The following is a 17921-nucleotide window of genomic DNA, read 5'->3' on the forward strand; positions in this document are numbered from 1 at the left end:
CCTCTGTTGTTTAATCGGTTAGATGTAGGAAGGCCGCACCACGCATTCCTCCCGCATCACCGTGGCGCGCGCGTTCAATGCGCGGAACACGAGCTACAGGTAAGAGATGACAAGGCAACCTGTCCGCCAGTTGCGTTGTGATTGCCGGGAAATTCGATAAGCCACCACCAATGACGACCAGGTCAGGGTCAACAATGGTCAGGATATTTCCCAGAGAAACCGCTAATAAATCCAGATAACGCTCAACGTGCGCCCTTGCCTGCTCATCGCCTTGATCATAAAGCGCAATAATTTCGGGAGCCTGCAACGGTTGATGATAATAGTGTTGATACAGCCACGCAAAACCGCGACCAGACAGATAATTTTCAATGCAGCCATGCTGACCACAGCCGCAGCGGCGTAACGGGAAATCCAACCCCATCATGGTTAACGCATCAACCGGCAGACGCATATGGCCAAACTCGCCGGTAATGTAGCTTTTACCAGTAATCGGTTTGCCGTTGAAAACCAGCCCGCCGCCAACGCCGGTGCCGAGAATTAACCCCATCACCAGTGGATATTGCGTAAATTCATCCTCCCAGGCTTCTGAAAGGGCAAAACAGTTGGCATCGTTATCAAGGCGTACATCGCGATCAAGACGTGCGCTCAGGTCGGCACGCAGCGGTTTGCCGCTGGCAGCGGGGACATTAGCGGCATACAGCTTACCATCTTCTGTTTCCGGCATTCCCGGAATACCGATGCCGACAGAACCTTTACAGCCAAAACGTTGGTCAGCTTCAGCTACCAGCTCACACACTGCATCTAAAAATGCGTCATAGCTGTCACGCGGTGTCGGCACCCGCTTTTCCCACTGCAACTGCCGACCGCTATCAAACACGCCAAGCGCAATTTTTGTTCCACCAATATCAAACCCGTAATACATTGCCGCTCCTTGTTTTAATGTACTGCCTTTACTGGCCGCTAAGGACTCGCGCAGGGTCAATATTACTGGCGCGCCGCGCCGGATACCAACTTGCCAAAAGACTCAGCAACAATGCTGTGACCAGTACGTAGAAGACGTCCAGCCAGTGCAATTCCGATGGCAGGAAGTCAATAAAATAGATATCGCTGGAGAGGAACTGATGACCGATCAGCTTTTCAATCCACTCAATAATCGGGGTAAGTTGCAGTGAAACAACTACGCCGATAACCACCCCACACAGGCTGCCGAACAGCCCTGCCAGCAATCCATACCAGACAAAGATGGCGCGAATTAAACCATCTTTCGCCCCCAGCGTTCTTAATACTGCGATATCGCCACTCTTGTCTTTCACCGCCATCACTAAGGTGGAGACGATGTTGAAACAGGCCACGCCAATCACCAGTACCATCGCCAGATACATAATGGCGCGGATCATCTGGATATCGCGATACATATAGCCGTAAGTACCAATCCAACTTTTAATATAAACATAGCTGTTGGTCACTTCACCCGCATCGCGTACCAGCTTATTGGCGTTGAAAACATCCGTCATTTTAAGGGCAATACCTGACACGCTGGAACCCATATCAAGATATTGTTGGGCATCCGCCAGCGGGATCATGGCAAAACTGTGATCGAGTTGACCACTCAACTGCAAAATACCGGCAATGTGCAAACGCACACGTTTTGGCTGCATCAGTTTATGCTCGGGATTCGAGTTGGGGATCATGATCGACACCCAATCGCCCTGCTTCACTTTCAGCGCATCCGCCACGCCTTTGCCGATGATAATTTGCTGTTCGCCCGCTTTAAAATTGCGCCACGCATCCCCCTGAACAAACGAGGGTAATGCGCTCAGACGCTGTTCCTGTTGTGGGTTAACGCCCTTCACCTGGATTGCGCGCAGATTCGCTCCACTTTCCACCAGACCGGTGAAATTGATATACGGCGCAGCGGCGGCAATACCCGGCACTTTCTGCACGTTATCCAGTGCTTCCTGCCAGTTAGTCCATGGCTGATTTACCGCTTCGATTTCGCCATGCGGCACCACCGCCAGAATGCGGTTATTCAGTTCGCGTTCAAAGCCGTTCATCGCGCTTAAGCCGACGATCAATACCGCCACGCCGAGGGCAATGCCAATGGTAGAAATGACAGAGATTAGCGACACCATGCCGCCGCGTCGCCGTCCGCGACTAAAACGCAGGCCAATCAATAACGATAAAGGCATCGCCATTACTCCGCCCCCATCAGGCTCAGTTCCGCCGTCAGACGTCCATCACGCATTTCCAGTTGGCGGCTCATACGTTTCGCCAGTTGCAGGTCGTGAGTGACCACCAGGAAAGCGGTGCCCTGCAAGCGATTCAACTCTCCAAGCAACTGGAAGATGCTGTCGGCGTTACGCGCATCGAGGTTACCGGTAGGTTCATCCGCCAGTACCAGACGCGGATTATTGACCAGCGCACGGGCAATCGCTACACGCTGGCGTTCGCCGCCAGAAAGTTCAGATGGGCGGTGATTCGCACGATGCTCCAGCCCCACCGCTTTTAACATCTCCAGTGCACGGCTGTTGATTTCAGCGGGCTTTTTCTTGCCAATCAGCAGTGGCATAGCCACGTTTTCCAGGGCAGTAAAATCCGGCAGCAGGTGGTGAAACTGATAAATAAAGCCCAGCTTCTGGTTGCGCAGTTCTGCTTTCGCCGCTGAAGACAGTTTGCTCATCGGCTGACCGTTAAAGATCACATCGCCGGAGGTTGGCGTATCCAGCCCGCCTAACAGGTGCAGCAAGGTACTTTTACCGGAACCAGAGCTACCGACAATTGCCATCATTTCACCTTCGCCCACGCTGAAACTGACATTGTGCAGCACATCGGTTTGCACACTGCCTTCCTGATAGCGTTTGCACAGGTTGTCGCATTGCAACAGGATCTTATTCATAACGTAAAGCCTCAGCGGGTTGTGTGGCGGCAGCGCGCCATGAAGGGTAAAGCGTAGACAGCAGCGCGATAGCCATCGCCACCAGCGCAATAACAATGACCTGTAAAGGTTCGATAGCCACCGGCAGCGCCGCGCCATCAAGCAGGACGCCGATTATCGGCATCAGATTATTTAACTGGCTGGCAAGCAGTGCGCCAAGCGCCGCTCCGAGGATTGCACCGATAATCCCGGCGCTGGCCCCTTGCACCATAAAGACCATCATGATTTGTCGCGGAGTTAAGCCTTGCGTTTGCAGGATCGCGACTTCGCCCTGCTTCTCCATCACCATCAGCCCCAGCGAGGTAATAATGTTAAACGCCGCAACAGCGACAATCAGGCTCAGCAGTAAGCCCATCATATTTTTTTCCATGCGTACGGCCTGGAACAGCTCGCCTTTACGGTCACGCCAGTCCTGCCATTTGCTGCCTTCAGGCAGTTTTTGCTGACTTAAAGAGTCAACTTTCAGCGGCTCATCCAGCCACAAACGCCAGCCGGTAATATTGGCTGCCGGATAACGCATCAGACGCGAGGCATCCTCAATATTCACCAGCATTTCATAGCCATCGACTTCACTGTTGGCGGCGAAAGTGCCAATCACATTGAACAGGCGCTGACTTGGAATACGCCCCATCGGCGTGAACTGGCTGGCAGATGGCACCATCACGCGGATTTGATCACCGCGATTGACGCCCAACTGTGAGGCAAGTTGTTCGCCGAGGATGACATTATATTTCCCCGGCTCGAGGTCAGTTTGTTTCACATTGACCAGATACGGCGTTAGTGGATCTTTTTGCGCCGGGTCGATACCGAGCATCACCCCGACCGCCACGCTGCGCGCGCTTTGCAGTACCACATCACCGGTAGTAATAGGTGCGACGCGATTAACGCCGTCCAGTTTGACTGCCGTTTCCGGGAGTTGCTGCGGGTTAAGAGAGCCATGCTCAGAAGAGAGAATTGCCTGTGGCATCAGGCCAAGGATGTTGTTTTGCAGCTCGCGCTCAAAGCCGTTCATCACTGACAATACTGTGACCAGCGCCATCACCCCGAGGGTAATGCCGATGGTAGAAAGCCAGGAGACGAAACGACCGAAGCGATCCGCTGCACGCCCACGCATGTAACGCAAGCCAATAAATAGAGCGACAGGTTGGTACATGAAATCCGTCTGGTTGCTGTAGCAAAGACACGAGTATATAAGCGAAAGCAAGATGGGTAAACGTCTGAACTGTAAGTGATCGTCAGGGCTAATCTGAAAAGCCCCCGTAAATCAATCGGCTAAATTGCCATGTTTTATCATCAATCTTGCCGCCTGATCTTAATCTGAAAAATCATCCAATACAGACAGATACCCATTACACCTCGGGTCATAACCAGCAGGATCAACCGCATGTAAATTAAAAAAGAGCGTGTTGTTCTGATGAAACAAAAAGAGCTATGGATTAACCAGATCAAAGGGTTATGTATTTGTCTGGTGGTGATTTATCACTCGGTCATTACCTTTTATCCGCATATGACCACTTTTCAGCATCCGTTATCGGAAGTCCTGAGCAAATGCTGGATCTATTTCAATCTTTACCTTGCCCCCTTTCGTATGCCGGTTTTTTTCTTTATATCCGGCTATTTGATTCGCCGCTATATCGACAGCGTACCGTGGGGAAATTGTCTCGATAAACGGATCTGGAACATCTTCTGGGTGCTGGCGCTTTGGGGCGTGGTGCAGTGGCTGGCACCTGAGCGCGATTTAAGCAATGCCTCCAATGCCGCTTATGCCGATTCCACCGGTGAGTTCCTGCACGGGATGATCACCGCCAGCACCAGCTTGTGGTATCTGTATGCGTTAATTGTCTATTTCGTGGTATGTAAAATTTTTAGCCGTCTGGCGCTGCCACTATTCGCCTTGTTTGTACTGCTGAGTGTGGCGGTTAATTTCGTTCCCACGCCGTGGTGGGGAATGAACAGTGTGATACGCAATTTGCCTTATTACAGCCTTGGCGCATGGTTTGGCGCAACAATAATGACCTGTGTTAAAGAGGTGCCGTTGCGCCGCCATCTGCTGATGGCTTCTTTGCTTACCGTTCTGGCGGTCGGTGCCTGGTTGTTTACTATCTCGCTGCTGTTGTCGCTGGTATCGATTGTGGTGATCATGAAGCTGTTTTATCAGTACGAGCAACGATTCGGTATGCGCTCCACCAGCCTGCTGAATGTGATTGGCTCCAACACCATTGCTATCTACACCACCCATCGCATTCTGGTTGAAATATTCAGCTTAACTCTGCTTGCGCAAATGAACGCAGCACGCTGGTCGCCGCAAGTCGAACTGACACTCCTGCTGGTTTATCCCTTTGTCAGTTTGTTCATCTGTACTGTTGCGGGCTTGCTGGTAAGAAAACTTTCACAGCGTGCATTCAGCGATCTGTTGTTCTCCCCGCCTTCACTGCCCGCTGCCGTCAGTTACTCTCGTTAAACCATCACCCCAGCCGGGGCGATTCAATTTGCTAAACCATGTCGATTACGGATAATGAACAGCATTGCTTATCAGAGATATGCCCCCATATGTTGAGGCATATCCTAACGAGAATCTGACAACCGTTATGCCTGAACAATATCGTTATACGCTGCCCGTCAAAGCGGGTGAGCAGCGTCTGCTGGGCGAGTTAACCGGCGCAGCCTGTGCAACGCTGGTAGCGGAAATTGCCGAACGTCACGCCGGTCCGGTGGTACTCATTGCACCAGATATGCAAAATGCTCTGCGTTTGCATGATGAAATCAGCCAGTTCACCGATCAGATGGTGATGAATCTGGCGGACTGGGAAACTCTTCCCTACGACAGTTTTTCGCCTCATCAGGACATTATCTCCTCGCGCCTTTCCACCCTTTACCAGCTACCGACGATGCAGCGTGGCGTACTGATTGTTCCGGTGAATACGCTTATGCAGCGCGTTTGCCCACACAGTTTTCTCCACGGTCATGCGCTGGTGATGAAAAAAGGTCAGCGCCTGTCACGAGATGCATTACGAACCCAACTGGACAGCGCCGGTTATCGCTATGTTGACCAGGTGATGGAGCACGGCGAATACGCCACGCGCGGCGCGTTGCTGGATCTCTTCCCGATGGGGAGTGAGCTGCCTTATCGTCTTGATTTCTTTGATGATGAAATCGACAGCCTGCGGGTGTTTGACGTCGACAGCCAGCGCACGCTGGAGGAAGTAGAAGCGATCAATCTGCTGCCCGCACACGAATTTCCGACCGATAAAGCGGCAATTGAACTGTTCCGCAGCCAGTGGCGCGATACCTTCGAAGTGAAGCGCGATCCGGAACATATTTACCAGCAAGTGAGTAAAGGCACATTACCTGCCGGGATCGAGTACTGGCAGCCATTGTTCTTCAGCGAACCACTGCCGCCGCTGTTCAGTTATTTCCCTGCCAATACCTTGCTCGTGAATACTGGCGATCTGGAAACCAGTGCCGAACGTTTCCAGGCTGACACGCTGGCGCGTTTTGAGAATCGCGGCGTCGATCCGATGCGCCCGCTGTTGCCACCACAATCGCTCTGGCTGCGGGTGGACGAGCTCTTCTCAGAGCTGAAAAACTGGCCCCGAGTGCAGCTAAAAACTGAACATTTACCGACAAAAGCCGCGAATGCCAATTTAGGTTTCCAGAAACTGCCAGACCTGGCCGTTCAGGCGCAACAAAAAGCGCCGCTGGATGCGCTGCGTAAGTTCCTCGAGACTTTCGACGGTCCGGTGGTGTTCTCGGTAGAAAGTGAAGGTCGCCGTGAAGCGCTGGGTGAACTGCTCGCACGAATTAAAATTGCTCCGCAACGCATTATGCGTCTTGATGAAGCCAGCGACCGTGGGCGTTATCTGATGATTGGCGCTGCCGAACATGGTTTTGTCGATAAGGTGCGTAATCTGGCGCTGATCTGCGAAAGCGATCTGCTCGGTGAACGTGTTGCCCGCCGTCGTCAGGATTCTCGCCGCACCATCAACCCCGATACACTGATCCGTAACCTTGCGGAGCTGCATATTGGTCAGCCGGTGGTCCATCTGGAGCACGGCGTCGGTCGCTATGCCGGAATGACCACGCTGGAAGCTGGCGGCATTACTGGCGAGTACCTGATGCTCACCTATGCCAACGACGCCAAACTGTATGTTCCGGTGTCGTCACTGCATCTGATTAGCCGTTACGCAGGTGGCGCGGAAGAAAACGCCCCGCTGCATAAACTTGGCGGCGATGCGTGGTCACGCGCGCGGCAGAAAGCGGCGGAAAAAGTGCGTGATGTGGCGGCGGAATTGCTGGATATCTACGCGCAACGCGCCGCCAAAGAGGGCTTCGCGTTTAAACACGATCGTGAGCAGTATCAGTTGTTCTGCGACAGCTTCCCGTTTGAAACCACGCCGGATCAGGCGCAGGCCATTAATGCGGTACTTAACGACATGTGTCAGCCGCTGGCAATGGATCGTCTGGTGTGCGGCGATGTTGGCTTTGGTAAAACAGAAGTGGCGATGCGCGCCGCTTTCCTGGCAGTAGATAACCACAAGCAGGTAGCGGTGTTGGTGCCTACCACCCTTCTTGCGCAGCAGCATTACGACAACTTCCGCGACCGTTTCGCCAACTGGCCGGTACGTATCGAAATGATCTCCCGTTTCCGCAGCGCCAAAGAGCAGACGCAAATCCTTGCGGAAGTGGCGGAAGGGAAAATCGATATTCTGATCGGTACGCACAAACTGCTGCAAAGTGACGTCAAGTTTAAAGATTTAGGCCTGCTGATTGTCGATGAAGAACACCGCTTCGGGGTGCGTCATAAAGAGCGCATTAAAGCGATGCGCGCGAACGTGGATATTCTGACGCTTACTGCAACGCCGATCCCACGTACGCTGAATATGGCAATGAGCGGAATGCGTGACCTGTCGATTATCGCCACGCCGCCCGCCCGTCGTCTGGCAGTTAAAACCTTTGTCCGTGAGTATGACAGCCTGGTGGTCCGGGAGGCGATCCTGCGTGAAATTTTGCGCGGAGGACAGGTTTATTATCTCTACAATGATGTGGAAAACATTCAGAAAGCCGCCGAACGGCTGGCAGAACTGGTGCCTGAAGCACGGATTGCCATCGGTCACGGGCAGATGCGCGAGCGCGAACTGGAACGGGTGATGAATGATTTCCATCATCAACGTTTCAACGTGCTGGTTTGTACCACCATTATCGAAACCGGGATCGACATCCCGACAGCCAACACCATTATCATTGAACGTGCGGATCACTTCGGTCTGGCGCAGCTGCACCAGTTACGCGGTCGCGTCGGACGTTCACATCATCAGGCATATGCATGGCTGCTGACGCCGCATCCAAAAGCGATGACTACCGATGCACAAAAACGTCTTGAAGCGATTGCCTCGCTGGAAGATCTCGGGGCAGGTTTTGCGCTGGCAACGCACGATCTGGAGATTCGCGGCGCGGGTGAACTGCTTGGCGAAGAACAAAGCGGCTCAATGGAAACCATCGGTTTCTCGCTGTATATGGAGTTGCTGGAAAACGCCGTCGATGCACTGAAAGCCGGACGCGAGCCGTCGCTGGAAGATCTCACCAGCCAGCAAACAGAAGTCGAGCTGCGGATGCCGTCGCTATTGCCAGATGATTTCATCCCTGACGTGAACACGCGTCTGTCGTTCTACAAACGTATTGCCAGCGCCAAAACGGAAAACGAACTGGAAGAGATCAAAGTCGAGCTTATCGATCGCTTCGGCCTGCTGCCAGATCCGGCGCGTACCCTGCTGGATATTGCCCGTCTGCGCCAGCAAGCGCAGAAACTGGGGATCAGGAAGCTGGAAGGTAATGAGAAAGGCGGGATGATCGAATTTGCCGAGAAGAATCACGTTAATCCGGCCTGGTTGATTGGTTTGCTGCAAAAACAGCCGCAGCATTACCGCCTTGATGGTCCGACGCGCCTGAAATTTATTCAGGATTTGAGTGAGCGGAAAACGCGTATCGAATGGGTACGCCAGTTTATGCGTGAACTGGAAGAGAACGCGATCGCTTAATGTAAATCGGGGGCGTTTCTGCGCCCCCATCTGCAACATTTACAAATTCTTTGCACTTTCCTGCACTATCCGACACTGTCACCATCCATAATTCAGGCTTATCTGTTTATTACAATAACCTTATATTTATTATGGATTTTTGGTGATGATCAAAACGCGTTTTTCTCGCTGGCTAACGTTTTTTACGTTCGCCGCTGCCGTGGCGCTGGCGCTACCGGCAAAAGCCAACACCTGGCCGCTGCCGCCAGCGAGCAGTCGTCTGGTTGGCGAAAACAAATTTCATGTGGTGGAAAATGACGGTGGTTCTCTGGAAGCCATCGCCAAAAAATATAACGTCGGCTTTCTCGCTCTGTTACAGGCTAACCCCGGCGTTGATCCTTACGTACCGCGCGCGGGCAGCGTGTTAACGATCCCGTTGCCAACCCTACTTCCAGACGCGCCGCGCGAAGGCATTGTGATCAACATTGCGGAGCTGCGTCTCTATTACTACCCGCCGGGTAAAAATTCGGTAACCGTGTATCCAATAGGTATTGGTCAGTTAGGTGGTGACACGCTGACACCGACAATGGTGACCACCGTTTCAGACAAACGTGCAAACCCAACCTGGACGCCAACGGCAAACATCCGCGCCCGTTATAAAGCACAGGGAATTGAGTTGCCTGCGGTAGTGCCGGCTGGACCGGATAACCCAATGGGCCATCATGCGATTCGTCTGGCGGCCTATGGCGGCGTTTATTTGCTTCACGGTACGAACGCCGATTTCGGCATTGGCATGCGGGTAAGTTCTGGCTGTATTCGTCTGCGGGATGACGATATCAAAACACTCTTTAGCTAGGTCACCCCAGGCACCAAAGTGAATATCATCAACACTCCGATAAAAGTCTCTGCCGAACCAAACGGTGCGCGTCTGGTTGAAGTACATCAGCCGCTGTCAGAGAAGATTGATGACGATCCGCAGCTGCTGCCAATTACGCTGAATAGCGCAATGCAATCATTTAAAGATGCAGCACAAACTGACGCTGAAGTGATGCAACATGTGATGGATGTCCGTTCCGGGATGCCGGTGGATGTCCGCCGTCATCAAGTGAGCCCACAAACTCTGTAAATCCTGGATAAAAAAAATCCCCGCGACACGGCATGTCGCGGGGAAAAAATCAGCAGTAGCAGGCATTAATGAGGGTTAATGCTTATTTATAAATTACTGCTGTTCCATGGAGGGTATTCGGACCGGTTACAGAAGTAATACGGAAAGATTTTGCGCCCATCTCATCCGCTTTTTGCGCCAGCTGCTCTTCCAGCGATCCCAGATTTGTCCCCGCGTTAGCACTGATAGTACCGACTTTTTGTTGGCCTTCTGGCGTTGACTGAACTTCGACAGCCGCAAAGTTGGCAAATGACATGGAGCTTAAAATCGCCGCAGCGATGAGGGTTTTTACGTTTTTCATAATAGTGGCCTTATGCAGATGAATGACGTCGCAAGAAATTACTTAACGATCGATAACTAAATGATAGATGTGATCTGGATCACATACAAGATATTTTTTATAACAATCATTAATTAATTTAAAAATCTTTAAATTTCAGTCAAATAGAAAGCAATTATTTTTATGGGATCTGGACTGGTGAACGGAGGTGATTATTTTTATAATAACCTTTCATTCACAGTCACCAGGTACAACGGCATCATGGCAACTGACTCAACACAATGTGTAAAAAAAAGCCGTGGCCGCCCAAAAGTGTTCGACAGGGATGCCGCGCTTGATAAGGCCATGAAATTGTTCTGGCAACACGGTTATGAAGCGACTTCTCTTGCGGACCTCGTCGAAGCGACCGGAGCCAAAGCGCCCACGCTATACGCGGAATTTACCAACAAAGAGGGGTTATTTCGTGCCGTTCTCGACCGCTATATCGATCGTTTTGCCGCTAAGCATGAAGCACAGCTGTTTTGTGAAGAGAAAAGCGTGGAGTCTGCGCTGGCTGACTATTTTGCTGCCATCGCCAACTGCTTTACCAGCAAAGACACCCCGGCAGGCTGCTTCATGATCAACAACTGCACCACCCTCTCCCCAGATTCAGGAGATATCGCCAATACGTTGAAATCACGCCATGCGATGCAAGAGCGCACTTTGCAGCAGTTTTTATGTCAACGACAAGCGCGCGGGGAAATCCCGACCCACTGTGACGTGACACATCTGGCAGAATTCCTTAATTGTATTATTCAGGGGATGTCGATCAGCGCACGCGAAGGTGCATCGCTGGAAAAACTGATGCAGATTGCCGGAACGACTTTGCGTTTATGGCCCGAACTGGTGAAATAAGTCGCAAAAAAAGCCCCTCAGCCTGAGCGAATGAGGGGCCAAATTGCAGAGTACAGCCTTGTTATACTTTGTTATTCAAAATCAGTTGCCCGTTACTATCTAGCGGGATCTGCGTACCCGGATCGCGGTCCATGCGGATTTTGCCCTGCTGATCGCCAATCTTATAGGTCACATCATAACCGAGCATTTTTTCTGACTTGTCATACACCGTTTTACAACGCTGTTGCGTAGTCGTGTAAGTATCGCTTTCCTGGAGAGAGCCCTGGATCTGGTTACCGGCATATCCACCACCCAGCGCCCCCACAACAGTGGCGACATCTTTACCGCGACCACCACCAAACTGATGCCCTATCACGCCACCAGCAACAGCGCCGAGCACCGACCCGGTAATGCGATTTTCATCCTGCACCGGTCGACGATGGGTCACTGTGACGTTGCGACACTCCTGACGCGGTGTTTTAACCGTTTCCTTGATTGGGGTTGCAGAAACAACCTGAGCGTATTGCGGGCCCCGTTCAAACACGTTCAGACTGGCCACTGCCGCTACGCCCAACGCAGCTGCGACACCAATCCCGATACCCGCCAACATTGATTTATTCACGGGAACACCTCCTTCTTTGCAGTTATGCCAATCATGCAAGCGAAGGAGAAAAGCAGCTATCAGACAGAAGATGAAAAGCGCGGGAATGACTGGAAATACTTAAGGATTCGGAGGAGTCTGAAGGAATGCCTGATGCGACGCTTAACGCGTCTTATCAGGCCTACCGCTCGTACCATTTGTCCAGGGCGGATAAGGCGTTTATGCCACATCAGCCAGTGTACGTCGATTAATGCAACTTCAAACGCGGACGGATAACGCGGTTAATACTCCCCACCAGCATCATTAATCCGGTTTTAAAGTAACCATGCAGCGCAATCTGATGCATTCGGTATAGCGAGATATATACAAAGCGCGCAATTCGTCCTTCAATCATCATTGAGCCGCGCGTCAGGTTACCCATCAGGCTACCAACGGTGGAGAAGTTCGACAGCGATACCAGCGAACCATGATCTTTATACTGATAATTTTTCAGCGGCTTACCGTTCATCTGCGCCAGAATGTTGTTCATTGCGCAAGTCGCCATCTGGTGTGCAGCCTGAGCACGCGGCGGAACAAAGCCCCCTTCCGGACGCGGGCATGACGCGCAGTCGCCAATAGCGTAAATGTCTGGATCGCGAGTGGTTTGCAGCGTCGGTTCCACCACCAGCTGGTTGATACGGTTAGTTTCAAGACCACCGATATCTTTCAGGAAGTCTGGCGCTTTGATCCCGGCTGCCCATACCATCAGATCAGCCTCAATATATTCGCCATCTTTAGTGTGCAGGCCGCCTTCATCAGCACTGGTGACCATGGTTTGCGTCAGCACGCGAACGCCAAGTTTCGTTAGCTCGTTGTGGGCCGCAGCAGAGATACGTGGCGGTAATGCAGGCAAAATACGTTCTCCCGCTTCTACCAGCGTTACGTTCAGGGCTTCGTTGGTCAGGCCTTTGTAACCGTAGCTGTGCAGTTGCTTGATCGCGTTGTGCAATTCAGCGGAGAGTTCTACACCCGTCGCGCCGCCGCCGACAATCGCAATGTTCACTTTGCCATTTGCGCCCAGGTTGGCAGAGTATTTCAGGAACAGATTCAGCATCTCCTGGTGGAAGCGACGCGCCTGGTGCGGGTTATCGAGGAAAATGCAGTTCTCTTTGACGCCTGGCGTATTGAAATCGTTAGAGGTGCTACCCAGCGCCATGACCAGGGTGTCATAGGCGATTTTACGTTCCGGAACCAACAGTTCACCTTTCTCGTCGCGTAGTTCTGCAATAGTGATTGTTTTCGCTTCACGATCAATATCAATGACGGAACCCAACTGGAACTGGAAACCATGATTGCGCGCATGGGCCAGATAGCTCAACGCATCGACGCCTTCATCAAGCGAGCCAGTCGCCACTTCGTGCAGCAGTGGTTTCCACAGGTGGCTGTGGTTACGATCGACCAGCGTAATTTTGGCTTTTTTCTTACGTCCCAGCTTATGCCCCAGCTGTGTTGCCATTTCCAGCCCACCAGCACCGCCGCCGACAATCACAATCTTTTTCAATGGCGTAGTCAACGTGACCCCCTTAAATTTATTAACCAATTGTTAATTAATGGTTATTAACATAGCTCTTAATTAACAACAGGTTACAGCAATGAAAATGTTCTTCGCTATTGAGAATAACATGAATGGTGCATTGGTCATACCAAAATTGATGTTAATCAAGTTTTGTTGCTTAAAAGATAGGCAACTTTACCGGGGGAGATCAAAAAATAGCGTTTATTATTTGAGCAAATTCGGAAGAGTAATATAGGGTGAAGCGTATATCGAGGGCGTTTGGTCGTCCTGATAAGATGCGCAGCATCGCATCAGGCATTGATGCTCGACTGTCGGATGCGGCGTGGACGCCTTATCCGACTTACAGAATTCGGAGCGCATCAGGTACCGGCAAGGTTACCTGATGCGACGAGGGCATTTACCCGAGGGTTTTGAACGCTTTAATGCGCTGTAAATGCGGGGAGATATTCTTGAATTTGTGCGTCTGCTCTTCGTCCCAGACAATCTCGTAATAATGATGCAACTCTTCAGATGTCCGCTGGCTGTTAAGTGCTTCATCATTACGCGACAAAATAACCAGACAACGATCGCGATTCTTCTCGCGGAAGTTGGTCACACACTTAGTGGCAATATCGGCATACTCTTCCGGGCGATCAATCTTGCCTTCCATGTTCTCATAAGGGAACAAATTAGGGTTGAAGATCACCTGGCGGATATCGCAAAGAAAACCAATCCGTTCCGCCCAGTATCCGCCCAGGCCAACGCCGCAAATTAGCGGACGCTCGTCAACGTTCAGTTGCAACATTTTGTCCACTTCTTTAAGCAGATGCTGCATATCATGTTTCGGATGCCGCGTACTGTAGCTTATCAAGCGTACATCCGGGTCAATAAACTGCAATTGTAAGACTTTCTCGTGGTTACCCGGACTGTTAGAGTCAAAACCGTGTAAATAGATAATCATCGCTTCCTCACATAAGCCAGGGTTAGTGACCTGCTTTCTCTTCCTGCCAGCGTTCATGTAACTGATTCAGACGGGTGCTGATCGCTTTCCAGCGAGCCGAGTCCATCAGTTCCTGTCGCGAAAATGAACCTTTATGATACAAACGTGTAACACGTTCTGCCTTGATCGGTGACAGATTATCTAACACGCTGACGGCCCCTTTACGATTATTGCAGACCAGGATCATATCGCAACCCGCATCCAGTGATGCCTGCCCGCGTTCGGCATAACTGCCCATAATCGCGGCACCTTCCATCGATAAATCGTCAGAGAAAATCACGCCGTCAAAACCCAGTTCCTGACGCAAAACGGTTTTCAGCCAGTAGGGAGAACCGCTCGCCGGACGCGGATCAACATCACTGTAGATCACATGCGCAGGCATAATGGCGTCGAGTTTATTTTCGCGGATTAAGGAACTGAAGACCGACATATCTTTAGCGCGAATCTCCGCTTGTGGACGTGGATCGCACGGTGTTTCTTTGTGTGAGTCTGCCGTTACTGCACCGTGTCCTGGGAAGTGTTTCCCGGTCGTTTTCATTCCGGCTTCATGCATACCATCAATAAACCGGCTGGCAATTGCCAGGGCTTTTTGTGGATCGGCATGATAAGAACGCTCGCCAATCGCCGCGCTGATATGCCCGACATCCAGCACTGGCGCAAAGCTGATATCAATATCCATAGCGATCATTTCGCTGGCCATCAGCCAACCCGCCTCTTGCGCCAGTTTGCCGCCCTCTTCCATTCCCAACAGCGCAGCAAAGGATTGTGCTGCCGGTAAGCGGGTAAAACCTTCGCGAAAACGCTGCACGCGTCCACCTTCCTGATCTACCGCCACCACCAGATGATTGCGCGATGCTGCGCGGATCTGGCGCACCAGTTCACGTAACTGGGCAGGATCATGATAGTTACGCGTAAAGAGAATCAGCCCTCCCACCAGCGGATGCGCCAGTATTTCACGCTCTTCCGCGTCCAGTTCGTAACCTTCGACATCCAACATTACTGGACCCACACTGCTCTCCTTATTGTTTTATTAATAGCTGCCGCCAGGTGTCATCGGCCAGCCTGATAAATTGTTGATCGCCGGTTTGTCGCCAGCGGTACTCAAACCACCCTCCTTTGAGCATCAGCAGCCAGGGAAACCATCGCCTGACCTGACGCCATAATTGCGCCGGATAAATCTTCGCGCGAGTGGCATAGTCATTGACCAATTGCCGGTGCTGTTCAGTATTTTCCACCCACACCGCCGCCAGTTCCAGCGCGATATCACCATCTCCAGCATACTCCCAGTCGATGAGTTTTAACCCTGATGCGCTATGCACTAAATTTCCGGCGTGGACATCCATATGCAATGGACTTAAGCGTAAAGGTCGTGGTTCCCGCGCTTTGCGCAGACGTTTTAACATTCGCAGCCAACCCACAGTCCGCCGCGCCGGATCGCTTTGCTGCCAGTACAGTTCCAGTAAGGGCAACAGCGTTATTCGCCAGCCAAAACGTGGTTGTTGATGTAGATAATACAGCAAGCCTGCCAGTTCGTTGGTATCCGGCAAATACGTTTTTACCGCGCCGGGCAGATAGTCGACTACCATCCAGTCACGGAGATATAAATGCGGCTTCGGTGCAATGCTTGCGGGTAGTTGTGATAAAGCCCGATACTGGCGCAAGAACGCGGACTGCGGCGCATCAGGATCGTGCGGCTGACGCACAACAAAACGCTGGCCCTGATGTTCAATGAGAAAACTACCGCCACTAAGCCCACTATTAAACGTCGTGACGGGATGAAACTGCGGGAAAAAGCGCGACAGCAATTCGTCGCGCGTGATGGGATTATTGCTGCGAAACGGCACCTTTACCTGACCAGATAATTTCGCCCGTCTGCACCAGCATCAGCTGCATTTGTAGGGTCGGAGCGTTAACGTTGCCAGAGGCGCTGGAGTACAGCACGTAATGAGCGCCGACATTGCGGGCAATGCCTATGGCTTTACTACGGGTGCCTAAACTGTCCTGCGGCGACAAACCTAACTGTTGCTTAGCCATCGACAGTTGCTGGGCGGAAACCAGGGTAAATTTCCCGTTATTAGCCAGCGCATTTCGCAGCGTTTCGGTCGCTTCTGCGGCATTCAGCGAACCGTTAGTACGGTTGTTAACGCTATCAACCAGCAGGACGCTACCCGCAGTCACCCCGTCAGCCCCAAGCATCTTACTGACCATCGGCTGCATTGCGCCATTCCAGTCATAATGGCGAATATGCGGCGCAGGCGGTGCCGTTCGATCTTCGTGCTCAATTGGGCCTGGCTGCTGCGGGATCGTCGGCACCGAGGGCACTGTGGGGACAGGCTGTTGTGGCTCGGCTGGTTGTTCCGGCGCTGGTTTCACTTCTTCTACCGGTGCAGGTTCACGTTGCCCCACACACCCGGCGAGAAACATCGCCAGCGCGGTAATCAAGGCGTAGCGACTCATTTTTGTCATCAAGATTCACCCCTTTACAAATATAGATAAAGTCTGACTTTGTGCGCCCCCAGAAAATTGGCGCTGCCGTACAGCGTTACCGCCGAATGTGCGGGAATGGTAACGCTGCGTGGCCTTTCCAGAGGATGCATCTCCAGCCCTCTGGCGTCATACCAGTAAAAACGATAATGAACGGTAACGGGTTCTTGCCTTTCGTTATAAAGCGTTGAGGATGCTGAAGGTTGAATATCAGACGTCGAAAGGACGGGCTTTTCTGCACTGATGCCCGCAGCCAATAAAGATGACTCCATCACCAGCGATTGCTCATCATTCACCGGAATTTCCGGATGTGAACGACAGCCCACCAGCAGTAACAACACCAGAGACACCAGCCCAAAGCATCCTTTTCTCATCGTTACAGACCTTTATGCGCCAGCATTGGTCCCAGCGGACGGCCACCCAACAAGTGCATATGGATGTGGTAAACCTCTTGTCCGCCATGGCGGTTGGTATTCATGATCAGACGATAGCCATCTTCGGCAATACCTTCTTGCTCAGCAATTTTTGCCGCTACGGTGATCATGCGTCCCAGCGCCTGCTCATGCTCAGCTGACACGTCGTTCACAGTCGGAATGAGGATATTCGGAATGATCAGAATATGCGTTGGCGCTTGCGGCGAAATATCGCGAAACGCCGTTACCAGATCATCCTGGTAGACGATATCGGAGGGGATCTCACGACGAATAATTTTGCTGAATATAGTTTCTTCTGCCACGACATTTTCCTTTTTCAAATAGCCATGCGTTGCGCCATGCTACGCCGCGCCACACTGCGAGTATAGAGTATGGTCGAGTTAAACCTGCTCTTTCAACCTTAACTCACGATTTCTTAAGCAAAAAATCGTTTTGCTGCCGTATATATCGCCATTATTCCCATTTCTGCCTGCGAATGCGCTGAAAAGACATTCTCTGTTTGGTTTACACGACAAATATGAATGCGTATATTTCTCATTTGCATTTGCAAGCAAAATTATTCGCACACTAAATATAACCGCTCATCACCCTCCTCCGGCAT

The 17921-nt window shown here is 51.7% G+C and carries 16 protein-coding genes and 1 pseudogene; 4 read left to right on the plus strand and 13 right to left on the minus strand.

Annotated elements, in window-relative coordinates; translation table 11 throughout:
* Positions 1–10 precede the first annotated feature (10 nt).
* From nagK to lolC, 4 genes are read right to left on the minus strand one after another with little or no spacing between them, the layout of a single operon-like run.
* Positions 11–922, minus strand: coding sequence for an N-acetylglucosamine kinase (gene nagK / locus ACUU1I_RS01920; protein ID WP_000291256.1), 912 nt, complete (start codon positions 920–922; stop codon positions 11–13).
* A gap of 28 nt (positions 923–950) precedes the next feature.
* A complete protein-coding gene (gene lolE / locus ACUU1I_RS01925) occupies positions 951–2195 on the minus strand; it encodes a lipoprotein-releasing ABC transporter permease subunit LolE (protein ID WP_001251390.1) in 1245 nt (414 codons plus the stop codon).
* On the minus strand, positions 2195–2896 hold the full coding sequence (gene lolD / locus ACUU1I_RS01930; RefSeq protein WP_001033695.1) for a lipoprotein-releasing ABC transporter ATP-binding protein LolD: 702 nt from the start codon (positions 2894–2896) through the stop codon (positions 2195–2197). Before lolD ends, lolE begins: the two co-directional genes overlap by 1 nt.
* Positions 2889–4088, minus strand: coding sequence for a lipoprotein-releasing ABC transporter permease subunit LolC (lolC, locus tag ACUU1I_RS01935; protein ID WP_005067807.1), 1200 nt, complete (start codon positions 4086–4088; stop codon positions 2889–2891). The genes lolD and lolC overlap by 8 nt, the downstream gene beginning before the upstream one ends.
* A 261-nt stretch (positions 4089–4349) precedes the next feature.
* On the opposite strand from lolC, the gene ACUU1I_RS01940 reads away from it, so the two are divergent.
* The 3 genes and pseudogenes from ACUU1I_RS01940 (at position 4350) to ldtC (ending at position 10075) form a co-directional block, all read left to right on the plus strand.
* Positions 4350–5396: an acyltransferase family protein gene (locus tag ACUU1I_RS01940; RefSeq protein WP_000810299.1), complete on the plus strand. Its 1047-nt coding sequence runs from the start codon at positions 4350–4352 to the stop codon at positions 5394–5396.
* A 127-nt stretch (positions 5397–5523) separates the two neighbouring features.
* Positions 5524–8970 (plus strand): transcription-repair coupling factor, encoded by a 3447-nt coding sequence (gene mfd, locus ACUU1I_RS01945; RefSeq protein ID WP_005067803.1) that lies wholly within the window; start codon positions 5524–5526, stop codon positions 8968–8970.
* A gap of 142 nt (positions 8971–9112) precedes the next feature.
* Positions 9113–10075 (plus strand): annotated as a pseudogene (gene ldtC / locus ACUU1I_RS01950) (L,D-transpeptidase LdtC).
* An 82-nt stretch (positions 10076–10157) separates the two neighbouring features.
* Here ldtC and bhsA read toward each other — a convergent pair.
* Positions 10158–10415, minus strand: a complete 258-nt coding sequence (gene bhsA, locus ACUU1I_RS01955; RefSeq protein ID WP_000800146.1) for a multiple stress resistance protein BhsA — start codon at positions 10413–10415, stop codon at positions 10158–10160.
* A gap of 240 nt (positions 10416–10655) precedes the next feature.
* Here bhsA and comR point away from each other — a divergent pair, with 240 nt between their 5' ends.
* Entirely contained in the window at positions 10656–11288 is a 633-nt protein-coding gene (gene comR, locus ACUU1I_RS01960) for a TetR family copper-responsive transcriptional repressor ComR (RefSeq protein ID WP_000179805.1), read from the plus strand.
* Between the two features lie 61 nt (positions 11289–11349).
* Here the strand turns inward: comR and ACUU1I_RS01965 are convergent, their stop codons facing one another.
* From ACUU1I_RS01965 to hinT, 8 genes are all read right to left on the minus strand, one after another.
* Positions 11350–11889 (minus strand): glycine zipper 2TM domain-containing protein, encoded by a 540-nt coding sequence (locus ACUU1I_RS01965; protein ID WP_001043459.1) that lies wholly within the window; start codon positions 11887–11889, stop codon positions 11350–11352.
* A gap of 226 nt (positions 11890–12115) precedes the next feature.
* Complete coding sequence (ndh, locus tag ACUU1I_RS01970) at positions 12116–13420, minus strand: NADH-quinone dehydrogenase (protein WP_005048063.1); 1305 nt, start codon at positions 13418–13420, stop codon at positions 12116–12118.
* Between the two features lie 400 nt (positions 13421–13820).
* Positions 13821–14363, minus strand: coding sequence for an alpha/beta hydrolase YcfP (gene ycfP / locus ACUU1I_RS01975; protein ID WP_000587933.1), 543 nt, complete (start codon positions 14361–14363; stop codon positions 13821–13823).
* Between the two features lie 22 nt (positions 14364–14385).
* A complete protein-coding gene (nagZ, locus tag ACUU1I_RS01980; RefSeq protein ID WP_000529300.1) occupies positions 14386–15411 on the minus strand; it encodes a beta-N-acetylhexosaminidase in 1026 nt (341 codons plus the stop codon).
* A 10-nt stretch (positions 15412–15421) separates the two neighbouring features.
* Complete coding sequence (gene thiK, locus ACUU1I_RS01985; RefSeq protein ID WP_001116580.1) at positions 15422–16246, minus strand: thiamine kinase; 825 nt, start codon at positions 16244–16246, stop codon at positions 15422–15424.
* Positions 16227–16868 (minus strand): penicillin-binding protein activator LpoB, encoded by a 642-nt coding sequence (gene lpoB, locus ACUU1I_RS01990; protein WP_000164451.1) that lies wholly within the window; start codon positions 16866–16868, stop codon positions 16227–16229. Before lpoB ends, thiK begins: the two co-directional genes overlap by 20 nt.
* A 14-nt stretch (positions 16869–16882) precedes the next feature.
* On the minus strand, positions 16883–17260 hold the full coding sequence (locus ACUU1I_RS01995) for a YcfL family protein (protein ID WP_001225297.1): 378 nt from the start codon (positions 17258–17260) through the stop codon (positions 16883–16885).
* A gap of 2 nt (positions 17261–17262) precedes the next feature.
* Positions 17263–17622 (minus strand): purine nucleoside phosphoramidase, encoded by a 360-nt coding sequence (gene hinT / locus ACUU1I_RS02000; RefSeq protein WP_000807125.1) that lies wholly within the window; start codon positions 17620–17622, stop codon positions 17263–17265.
* Positions 17623–17921 lie beyond the last annotated feature (299 nt).

Source organism: Shigella sp. SIG3 (assembly GCF_053555855.1).

Coding starts and splice junctions, on each gene's coding strand:
- lolD (WP_001033695.1), bottom strand. CDS start 2,896: ATGAATAAGATCCTGTTGCAATGCGACAACCTGTGCAAACGCTATCAG.
- nagK (WP_000291256.1), bottom strand. CDS start 922: ATGTATTACGGGTTTGATATTGGTGGAACAAAAATTGCGCTTGGCGTG.
- ycfP (WP_000587933.1), bottom strand. CDS start 14,363: ATGATTATCTATTTACACGGTTTTGACTCTAACAGTCCGGGTAACCAC.
- bhsA (WP_000800146.1), bottom strand. CDS start 10,415: ATGAAAAACGTAAAAACCCTCATCGCTGCGGCGATTTTAAGCTCCATG.
- ACUU1I_RS01995 (WP_001225297.1), bottom strand. CDS start 17,260: ATGAGAAAAGGATGCTTTGGGCTGGTGTCTCTGGTGTTGTTACTGCTG.
- lolE (WP_001251390.1), bottom strand. CDS start 2,195: ATGGCGATGCCTTTATCGTTATTGATTGGCCTGCGTTTTAGTCGCGGA.
- mfd (WP_005067803.1), top strand. CDS start 5,524: ATGCCTGAACAATATCGTTATACGCTGCCCGTCAAAGCGGGTGAGCAG.
- comR (WP_000179805.1), top strand. CDS start 10,656: ATGGCAACTGACTCAACACAATGTGTAAAAAAAAGCCGTGGCCGCCCA.
- ACUU1I_RS01940 (WP_000810299.1), top strand. CDS start 4,350: ATGAAACAAAAAGAGCTATGGATTAACCAGATCAAAGGGTTATGTATT.
- lolC (WP_005067807.1), bottom strand. CDS start 4,088: ATGTACCAACCTGTCGCTCTATTTATTGGCTTGCGTTACATGCGTGGG.
- lpoB (WP_000164451.1), bottom strand. CDS start 16,868: ATGACAAAAATGAGTCGCTACGCCTTGATTACCGCGCTGGCGATGTTT.